Source organism: Pseudomonas sp. PS02303, assembly GCF_029959925.1.
Taxonomy (GTDB): Bacteria; Pseudomonadota; Gammaproteobacteria; order Pseudomonadales; family Pseudomonadaceae; genus Aquipseudomonas; species Aquipseudomonas mandelii.
Genome location: NZ_JASCOM010000214.1, coordinates 1 through 9996 on the forward strand (window position 1 = coordinate 1; position 9996 = coordinate 9996).

A 9996-nucleotide genomic window follows, 5' to 3' on the forward strand; every position below is an offset into this window, starting at 1 on the left:
GGGCAAGCCTCGCTCCTACAGGCCATGCGCCAATTTGAAATCGCGCAAATTCTGTAGGAGCGAGGCTTGCCCGCGAAGGCGATATCAAGCCTTACAACCCTTCATCCAACACCTTCGAAAGCATGTCGACAAAGAAATCCACACTCCGGCGCGACGTCACCATCGGCGGTTTGATCTTCAGTACGTTCAGATAATCCCCTGTCGGCTGCATGAAAATCCCCAACTCCCGCAACCGGTCACACAGCGCCGTGGTTTCTTCGGTCGCCGGTTCCAGGGTCTCGCGGTTGCGGATCAGCTCGACACCCAGATAGAAGCCGGAACCATGCACCGCGCCCACCAACGGATGAATATCGATCAGCGCTTCAAGCCGCTCCTTGAAATACCCGCCCACCACCTGAGCGTTTTCCCAGAGCTTTTCTTCCTCCATCACGTCCAGCACCGCCATGCCGACCTGGCAACTGACTGGGCTGCCGCCGGCCGACGAGAAGAAGTAACCCTCGGCCTCCAGCGCCTCGGCGATTTCCCGGCGGGTGATGACCGCGCCCAACGGCTGGCCGTTGCCCATGCCTTTGGCCATCGTGATGATGTCCGGCACCACGCCTTGCTCCTCGAAGCCCCAGAAGAAGTGCCCCATGCGCCCGTAGCCGACCTGCACTTCATCGGCGATGCACACACCGCCTTGGGCGCGAACCAACGCATAGACCTGTTTCAGATAACCCGGCGGCAGCGATATCCCGCCGGCATTGCCGTACACCGGTTCGCAGATGAAACCGGCCAACTGGCGTTTCTGCTCAGCGATTTTCGCCAGGTTGTGTTCGACGCTGCGCACGTAGTCCGGCGCGCTGCCTGGGCCACGGAATTCGCCGCGATAGGTATTCGGCGCGATCACCGGATGCACCCAATCGGGACGGCTGCTCAAGGCTTGCGGGTTGTCGGCAATCGAGGTCGAAACCGCGTCCGCGCCCACTGTCCAGCCGTGATAAGCCTCCAGCACGCTGAGCATGTCGCGACCGCCGCTGTAGGCCCATGCCAGACGGATCGCCAAGTCATTGGCCTCGCTGCCGCTGTTGACCAGGAACACCCGGTCCATGCCCTCCGGCGACAGCTTCAGCAGGCGCTCGGAAAACTCGGCCACCGCCGCGTAGTTGAAGCGCGAGTTGGTATTGAGCAACGACCACTGACGGCTGGCGACCGCCGCCATGCGCGGATGACCGTGGCCCAGCACCGCGACGTTGTTGAGCATGTCGAGGTAGGAGCGGCCCTGCATGTCGATCAGGTGATTGCGCCAGCCACGCTCGATGCGCGGCGGGTCGACGTAATAATGCTTCTGCGTGCGCGCGAAACTGGCGTCACGGCGCGCCAGCAACGTCTGCGAATCGAGCTCGGCTTCAGCATCGCAAGCCAGCCCCAGCAGCGCCGCCGGTGACGGGCACAACGCTTGCCAGGCCGGTGCGCGAGACGGCGTGCAAAACAACGGCGCATCGAACGAAGCGCCTCGGCACAACTGCACAATCAACGGCCCGCTGACCGCACCCAGCACCTGACCTTTGACCAGCGCCGCGCCGGTGTGCAGCGACGGCGTCACGCCCCACAACCGCACGCTCAGTTGCGGACCGTCCAGTTGCAACACACCCGCCGCCGGCTGATGGACCACGCCGGCAAACGGCGATTCGACCGCCGTGCCGTTTGGCACTCGCAACTCCACGTGCAACGGGCAGGTGTCGGGTTCGCCTGAGCTATCTGGACGAGTACGGGACAGCCGGTATTGACCATAACGACTGGCCGCCAATCCGTGAGCCGCCGCAGCTTCAGTCAGCAAACGCTGATCAACCCCCTCTTGCTCCCAGTTGCCCGCCTCAAAATGCGGGCTCAGCACACCCAGATCGATCAAGGCAAATTCACGCCCCACCAGGCTCGGCAGCAACGGCGCGAAACCTTCGCTGCCAATGCTCGGCAGTGTCTGGCCGACCGACGTCAGAATCGCCGCTTCCATCAATTCCAGCGGCAGCGACGTGGCCACGCGGAAGATCTCCCACTCGTGGCTCAGGTTGTCGCGGCTGTAATCATTGCCCGGATCGATGCTGACTTGCTGCTCGCCACTGAGCACCAGCACCGCCGCGCGCGCGACGATCAGCGGCCACAGCGCCCGCAGTTCTTCATGGGTGAGCGGATTGACGGCGTGATACGCCTGGACCGCCGGCAAAATATAGAAAGGATCGCCATCGGCGTGATGCAGCAACGCCGCGCAAGTGACCGACAGATCGGTGATGCGCCAGGTACGGATCAGGTCGCCGAAATCGATCACGCCCTGCAACTGCCATTGGCGTTGCGAGTCACGCTGCCAGACCACGTTGTCGTCGGTGATGTCCATGTGAATCGCCTGCACCGGCAGCTTGTCCACCAGCGGCAGTAAATGATGCTCGGCCCGTTCCGCCGCGTCGGCGATCAACCGGCGTTGCGCGTCATCCTTGATCACCGGCAGCAAATGGCCAATCAGCGCGCTGGCGTGGCGGGCATCCCACTGCAGCGTGCGCTCAAGGCCCGGATGCTCGAAAGCGGCCAGTGCCAGGTCCATTTCGCCGCACAGCCGACCGAAACCGGCCACCACCGGACCGGGCAAATGATCAAGGTGCGTCAGCGACTGGCCTTCGATGTAATCGAGCAGGCGCATATGCACGGCCTGACCCCCGACTTCCAGCGTGAGCAGTTCAGCGCCGTTTATTGCCGGAATCACTCGCGGCACATGCACGCCGGAGTGTTCACCCAACTGCTTGAGTCCGGCATGCTGGGCTTGCAGCTCCAGCGCCGAATAGTCGCCACGGCAGATTTTCAGGACGAAACGCCCTTGATCACTGTCGACCCGAAAGTTGAGGTCCTGCTGGCTACCCAGGGCGTGCAACCTTCCACTCAGCCCGTAATGCCCTTCCAGCAGCTCTAGCGCTTGCTCCGCAGACACTTGCGGGCTGGGCAAACTGGCGCGGTGAATCAACGTGGCGAGCGGCATACAACGACCCCTGAAGTTTTATTAGGCGCTTATATCGCCACTGCTGGAGGCGATACGCAACCCCCCCTCTCAAACCTGAAACCTCTTGGCCGGACTTTCCTGCACAAATCCCGGTTGGCCTTTATTGACCCTGACTTTCTATAGAAATGAACACAACCACAATGCGACCCTTTCACTCAGGCTCAAGTCGCCATTTCTGTCTTGATAAACCACACCACTCGCGTCGGCTGACACTTTGCGTAAGAATGTCCGCCATCAATGCCATTTGCTGGAGAAAAGACATGAATGTAGTCACCACCGACCTGCCCGGTGTTCTGATCATCGAACCCAAGGTATTTGGTGACGAGCGCGGCTTTTTCTATGAAAGCTTCAACGCCAAGGCTTTCGAAGAAGCGACAGGCCTGGTCACACAGTTTGTTCAGGACAACCATTCCCGCTCGCAAAAAGGCGTACTGCGCGGCCTGCACTACCAACTGGAAAACACCCAGGGCAAATTGGTGCGCGTCACCGCCGGTGAAGTGCTTGATGTCGCCGTCGACATTCGTCGCAGCTCGCCGCATTTCGGTAAATGGGTCGCCGTGCGCCTGTCCGCCGAAAACAATCGCCAACTCTGGATTCCGGAAGGTTTCGCTCACGGATTTGTGGTGTTGAGTGATTTCGCCGAATTTCTCTACAAGACCACCGACTATTACACTCCGTCGGCGGAGCGCAGCATTCGTTGGGATGACCCGGACCTGGCTATCGACTGGCAACTGGACGAAGCACCGCAACTGTCCGGCAAGGACCAAGCCGCTGCGTTCTTCAAGGATGCTGACGTCTTTTCCTGAATTACCGTCTGAATTTTCACCGTACAGGCGTGCCGCCCCCATGGTGCGCAGACTGCGCCCGCAAGCCTAGGCATAATGCGCCTGTACCCACAGGCGCCCGATGCTCATGACTCCGACCCTTCCCCGCAGACCCCGCTGGCGCAGCCTCGCACTGCTTGCGCTGTGCCTGGCGCCGTTGCTGTGGCCGCTGGAGCATCTGGCCGAGCGTTACTACCGCAGCGAGCTGGCCGGGCAGAACCGTCAGACCCTCGACCTTTACGTTGCCAACCTGCTGGGCACGCTGCACCGTTATGAAGTGTTGCCGCAGATCCTCGGCGATCTGCCGGCCCTGCGCGCAGTGCTCGGGGCGCCGGATGACAGCGTCACCCAAGGCAATGCCAATCGCCTGTTGAAAAACATCAGCGCCCAGACCGGCGCCGAAGTCATGTACCTGATGGACACCACGGGCAAGACCCTGGCCGCATCGAACTGGGACAAACACGACAGTTTCGTCGGCCGCAATTTTCCCTTCCGTCCGTATTTCAGCGAAGCCATGGCCGGACGGCTCGGGCGCTTTTTCGGCTTAGGCACCACGTCAGCCAAGCGCGGCTATTTCTTCGCCGCCGCCGTGCGCAACGGCGAGAAAATCATCGGCGTACTGGTGGTCAAGGTCGACCTGGACCACACCGAAAGCCTGTGGGGTAAAACCCCGGAACAACTGCTGCTGACCGACCATAACGGTGTGGTCATCCTCACGTCGCGGCCTGAGTGGCGATTCCGCTCGACCCGGCCCTTGAGCGAAGAAGAAAGCAAAGCGATCACTGCGATCCAGCCGTACCCGACCCGCGATCCGAAACCATTGAGGCTCAACCCCAACGCCTGGCTGACTCAAACCCAGCAGATCGCCGAAACCGGCTGGAACGTCAGCATCCTCGCCCCCCGCACCCTGATCGACCGCCCGGTGCGTACCGTTGTCGCCATTGGCGGCGCGACGTTGCTGGTCTTGATGTTGCTGCTCGGCCTGATGATGCAGCGCCGCCGCCATTACCTCGAACGCATCGCCTTCGAAGCCAAGGCGCGGCGCGAGCTGGAAGGCCGGGTCGCCGAGCGGACCAGTGACCTCGAAGGCCTCAACCGTCGATTGAAACAGGAAGTGCTGGAGCGCGAACATGCCCAGCAGGAACTGGTGCGCGCCCAGGACGACTTGGTGCAGGCCGGCAAGTTGTCGGCGCTGGGGACGATGTCGGCGAGCATCAGCCACGAATTGAATCAACCGTTGGCCGCCATTCGCAGCTACGCGGAAAACGCCGAAGTGCTGCTCGATCATCAGCGCACCGACGATGCCCGCGGCAACCTCAAGCTGATCAGCGAACTGACCGGACGCATGGCGTCGATCATTGCTCATTTGCGCGCCTTCGCCCGGCGCGATCGCCATGCGCCGGAAAGTGTCGCCCTGCAACCAGCGCTGGATGACGCCCTGGCGTTGCTGGCCAAGCGTCGGCGCAGCATGGAAGTCGAACTGATCCGCGATTTGCCGGCGGCCACGTTGTGGGTCGAGGCCGGGGAAACCCGTCTGCGCCAAGTGCTCGGCAACCTGTTGGCCAACGCGCTGGACGCGCTGACCGAAAAAGGCCCGCCGCGTAAACTCTGGTTGAGTGCCCAATCCACCGCGGACGGCGTCACGCTGTACATTCGCGACAACGGCCCCGGCTTCTGCATGGAAGCCCTTGGTCGCGCCAGCGAGCCCTTCTACACCACCAAGACCCGCACCCAGGGGCTTGGCCTGGGGTTGGCGATTTGCGAAACCCTGATGCGCGCCTTCGGCGGTGAACTGTCGTTCGCCAACCACAAGGAAGGCGGCGCCCTGATTACCCTGAAGTTGCGCGCAGGCGCACCGGGTGTGAGCCTGCAACCGTCCGAGGACCGAAGTGCATGACCATCGATAACCGTGTCCAGGTCGTGCTGATCGACGACGATCCCCACCTGCGTCAGGCGTTGAGCCAGACGCTGGACCTGGGGGGCCTGAAAATCCTGCCACTGGCCGAAGCCAAGGGCCTGGCCGGGCAACTGGAGCGCGACTGGCCCGGCGTGGTGGTCAGCGACATCCGCATGCCGGGCATGGACGGCCTCGAACTGCTGACCGAACTGCATGCCCAGGACCCTGAGTTGCCCGTGTTGCTGATCACCGGCCACGGCGATGTGCCGCTGGCCGTGCAAGCGATGCGTGCCGGGGCGTATGACTTCCTGGAAAAACCCTTCGCCAGCGACGCGCTGCTGGACAGCGTTCGCCGCGCCTTGGCCCTGCGCCGACTGGTTCTGGATAACCGCAGCCTGCGTCTGGCCCTGAGCGATCGCAATGAACTGAGCACCCGACTGGTCGGGCAATCGGCGCCGATGCTGCGCTTGCGCGAGCAAATTGGTGCGCTGGCGGCAACCAAGGCTGACGTGCTGATTCTTGGCGAAACCGGTGCCGGCAAAGAAGTCGTGGCCCGGGCGCTGCACGATTTGTCGAGCCGCCGTAGCGGTCCGTTTGTAGCGATCAACGCCGGGGCCTTGGCTGAGTCTGTGGTGGAAAGCGAGCTGTTCGGTCACGAGCCGGGTGCCTTCACCGGCGCGCAAAAGCGCCGCATCGGCAAGTTCGAGTTCGCCAACGGCGGCACGCTGTTCCTCGATGAAATCGAAAGCATGAGCCTGGATGTGCAGGTGAAACTGCTGCGCTTGCTTCAGGAGCGCGTGGTCGAGCGTTTGGGCGGCAATCAACTGATCCCGTTGGACATCCGCATCATCGCCGCGACCAAGGAAGACCTGCGTCAATCCGCCGATCAAGGGCGCTTCCGGGCCGACTTGTATTACCGCCTGAACGTCGCGCCGCTGCGTATTCCGCCGCTGCGTGAGCGCGGCGAAGACGCGCTGGTGCTGTTCCAGTATTTCGCCGACGAAGCCAGCGCCCGCCATGGCTTGCCGCCCCATGAACTGCAACCGGGGCAACGCGCCCTGCTGCTGCGCCACACCTGGCCGGGCAACGTGCGTGAACTGCAAAACGCCGCCGAACGTTTTGCCCTGGGCCTGGAACTGGCCTTGGACAACAACACACCGGAGGGCGCTGCCGGCATGACCGTAGAAGTGGTCAGCGGCGGCCTGAGCGAGCAAGTGGAAAACTTCGAGAAATCGTTGATTGCCGCCGAACTGGCGCGCTCTCACAGCTCGGTACGCAGCCTCGCCGAGGCCCTCAGCATTCCGCGCAAGACTCTGCACGACAAACTGCGCAAGCACGGCCTGAACTTCGCCGACGGCGGCGCCAGTAGCCACACCGACGAACTCGATTGAGCTACCGTCCCATCATCATCTTTAAAAAAGAGACCCGTGAATGAGCCGCGACAGTCGTCACCTGGAATCAGTCCTCCACCGCGATATTCCGTTGACCCGGGACATGGGCCTCAAAGTGCTCGACTGGCACGACCAGCAACTGCGACTGCACTTGCCGCTGGAGGCCAACGTCAATCACAAAAGCACCATGTTCGGCGGCAGCCTGTACTGCGGCGCGGTGCTGGCAGGTTGGGGCTGGCTGCATTTGCGCTTGCACGAAGAAGGAATTGAAGGCGGGCACATTGTGATTCAGGAAGGGCACATCACTTATCCGCTGCCGGTGACCATGGACGCGATTGCGATTTGCCAGGCGCCGAGCGCGGTGGTGTGGAAGAAGTTTCTGGCGATGTATCAGCGCTATGGACGGGCGCGGCTGGCGTTGCATTCGCGGATCGTCAATGCCGATAGTGATGAGGATGCGGTGAGGTTTACCGGGCAGTACGTCTTGCACCGGTAAAGACTCAAAACCTGTGGCGAGGGAGCTTGCTCCCGCCGGCCGGTCCGCGCTCGGGCGCAGCAGTCGCAAATCAGGCAGCCGGGTTTAACTGATGCTGCGCGGAGTCTAGGTTTTGGGGCCGCTTCGCAGCCCAGCGGGAGCAAGCTCCCGCCACAGGTTTGGGTGAACTCAGGATCGGGCCAGTTCCAGTAACTTCTCTCGCCACGCAGCCTTCGCCGGCAGCGCCAGAAAAAACTCATTCAACAGCGATTCCCGCGCCGGATAACAAAAAGGCTTCCCGCTCAAATCCAGCACTTCACCACCCGCCCCTTCCAGCACACCTTGGGCCGCCGCCGTGTCCCACTGCGAGGTCGGCGCCAGGCGCGGATAACAATCCGCCGCGCCTTCCGCCAGCAAACAGAACTTCAACGAACTGCCGATATTAGCCAGTTGCAACTCACCCAGACTGGCGCTCAAACCGGCCAGCAAACGTTCCTGCTCGGGGCTTGAATGCCGGCGGCTGGCGACCACGGTAAACGCCTCGCCCGCAGCAGGAACCTCGCGAACCTGAATCGGCAACGCCTCGGCACCTTGATCACCGCGCCACGCGCCCAGACCGGCGCCACCGACATAGAACCGCCCGTTGGTCGGCATCGACACCACGCCAAACACCACCCGGCCCTGCTCGATCAGCGCGATGTTGACGGTGAACTCTTCACTGCCGGAGATGAACTCTTTGGTCCCGTCCAACGGGTCCACCAGCCACCAACGCTGCCAGCCGGCTCGCACGCTTTGGGGAATGTTGGCGTCTTCTTCGGACAGCACCGGAATACTCGGGTCCAGTGCCGTCAGTCCGTCCAGGATCAGATGGTGGGCGGCCAGATCGGCTGCGGTGACGGGCGAATCGTCAGCCTTGGCGGTCACCGCCGTGCCGATGCGCCAGAACGGCAAAATCGCTTCGCCAGCCTTCAGCGCCAGCTCAATCACAGGCGCCATCAATGGATGCGGGAACGTCATGGCAGAAACACCCCTCGCTGAGTCAGCAGATCACGGGCCAGATACAGCGCCGCCAAGGCACGGCCCTCGGTGAATCGCGGGTTCTGCGCCAGGGATGAGAGCTCGCGCAGGTTGATCTTGTCCACGCCCATCGGCTCGGGCTCGTCGCCCTCCAGGCGCTCTTCGTACAGATCGGTGGCCAGCACCACCTGGATCTTCTGGCTCATGTAACCGGGCGACAACGACAACTCGGTCAGGTGCTCCAGTTGCCGCGCGCCATACCCGGCCTCTTCCTTGAGCTCGCGCTCGGCCGCCGCCAGCACGTCCTCGCCCGGCTCGATCAAGCCTTTGGGCAACGACAGCTCATAAGCATCGGTGCCGCCACAATACTCTTCGACCAGCACGGCATGATCCGCATCGAGCATCGCCACGATCATCACCGCGCCATAGCCGGCGCCTTTGCCGACCAAGCGCTCGTAGGTGCGCTCCACGCCATTGGAAAAGCGCAGCTTCAGCTCCTCGACGCAGAACAAACGGCTGTTGGCGACGATCTCGCGGGCGAGTACGGTGGGTTTCTGGCGCATGAAAGGCTCCTTGGCGTAAGCGGGTTACTATACCCGGCCTATCCTGATTGTTGACCTCGGATATCTTTTTTACCGCTGGAGAAGTTTTTTATGTCCCTGCTGCCCTGGCGCGACATCGACACCGTTCTGCTGGATATGGACGGCACGCTGCTGGACCTGCACTACGACAACCATTTCTGGATGGAGCACCTGCCTCAGCGTTACGCCGAGTTGCACGGGGTCAGCCGGGCCATGGCCGAGATGGAGTTGCAGCCGCTGTTCGAACGCAACGCCGGCCAATTGCAGTGGTATTGCCTGGATTTCTGGAGCGCCGAGCTGAAACTGCCGGTGCGCGAACTGAAACTGGAAACCGCCCACCTGATCGCCCTGCGACCGGATGCGGACACGTTTCTGGCGGCGATCAAACAGGCGGGCAAGCGCGTGGTGATGATCACCAATGCGCACCGTGATTCGCTGTCATTGAAGCTGGAACGGATTGAACTGGCGCCCTACTTCGAGCGGTTGATCAGCTCGCATGACTACGGGTTTCCCAAGGAGAATCCGCAGTTCTGGGAGGCGTTGCAGGCCGACATCGGTTTCGACCCGGCTCGCAGCCTGTTTATCGACGACACGTTGCCGATCCTGCGCAGTGCGCAGAGTTTTGGGGTGGCGCACCTGTTGGCGGTGAGTGAGCCGGACAGTCGCAAAGGGCCGAAGGACACGGCGGAGTTTGCGGCGGTGGGGGATTATCGGGAGCTTATTGCAGGGCTTTAGACCTTATCGCCTGCTTCGCGGGCAAGTCGGAACGCCGCATCGCTCGTTCCG

8 protein-coding genes are annotated in these 9996 nt (G+C 62.2%); 5 read left to right on the plus strand and 3 right to left on the minus strand.

Annotation, left to right across the window (positions count from 1 at the left end):
- Window positions 1-91: 91 nt before the first annotated feature.
- On the minus strand, window positions 92-3004 hold the full coding sequence (locus tag QMX98_RS27720) for an aminotransferase (RefSeq protein WP_200667473.1): 2913 nt from the start codon (window positions 3002-3004) through the stop codon (window positions 92-94).
- 281 nt (window positions 3005-3285) lie between these two features.
- Here QMX98_RS27720 and rfbC point away from each other — a divergent pair, with 281 nt between their 5' ends.
- From rfbC to QMX98_RS27740, 4 genes are all read left to right on the plus strand, one after another.
- A complete protein-coding gene (gene rfbC, locus QMX98_RS27725) occupies window positions 3286-3831 on the plus strand; it encodes a dTDP-4-dehydrorhamnose 3,5-epimerase (protein WP_282411685.1) in 546 nt (181 codons plus the stop codon).
- Window positions 3832-3937: 106 nt separating this feature from the next.
- The gene (locus QMX98_RS27730) at window positions 3938-5746 is read left to right on the plus strand and encodes an ATP-binding protein (RefSeq protein WP_282411686.1); all 1809 of its coding nucleotides are present in this window, start codon (window positions 3938-3940) and stop codon (window positions 5744-5746) included.
- Window positions 5743-7137 carry a sigma-54 dependent transcriptional regulator gene (locus QMX98_RS27735; RefSeq protein WP_282411687.1) on the plus strand — a complete coding sequence of 465 codons (1395 nt, stop codon included), beginning with the start codon at window positions 5743-5745 and terminating at the stop codon, window positions 7135-7137. The genes QMX98_RS27730 and QMX98_RS27735 overlap by 4 nt, the downstream gene beginning before the upstream one ends.
- A 40-nt stretch (window positions 7138-7177) precedes the next feature.
- Entirely contained in the window at window positions 7178-7633 is a 456-nt protein-coding gene (locus tag QMX98_RS27740) for a YiiD C-terminal domain-containing protein (protein WP_010464706.1), read from the plus strand.
- A 168-nt stretch (window positions 7634-7801) separates the two neighbouring features.
- Here QMX98_RS27740 and cysQ read toward each other — a convergent pair whose 3' ends face one another.
- The gene (gene cysQ / locus QMX98_RS27745; RefSeq protein WP_282411688.1) at window positions 7802-8629 is read right to left on the minus strand and encodes a 3'(2'),5'-bisphosphate nucleotidase CysQ; all 828 of its coding nucleotides are present in this window, start codon (window positions 8627-8629) and stop codon (window positions 7802-7804) included.
- Window positions 8626-9192 carry an ADP compounds hydrolase NudE gene (gene nudE, locus QMX98_RS27750; RefSeq protein WP_282411689.1) on the minus strand — a complete coding sequence of 189 codons (567 nt, stop codon included), beginning with the start codon at window positions 9190-9192 and terminating at the stop codon, window positions 8626-8628. Before nudE ends, cysQ begins: the two co-directional genes overlap by 4 nt.
- Before the next feature lie 90 nt (window positions 9193-9282).
- Between nudE and yrfG the strand changes: the two genes are divergently transcribed.
- Window positions 9283-9945 carry a GMP/IMP nucleotidase gene (gene yrfG / locus QMX98_RS27755; RefSeq protein ID WP_010464712.1) on the plus strand — a complete coding sequence of 221 codons (663 nt, stop codon included), beginning with the start codon at window positions 9283-9285 and terminating at the stop codon, window positions 9943-9945.
- Window positions 9946-9996: the final 51 nt, after the last annotated feature.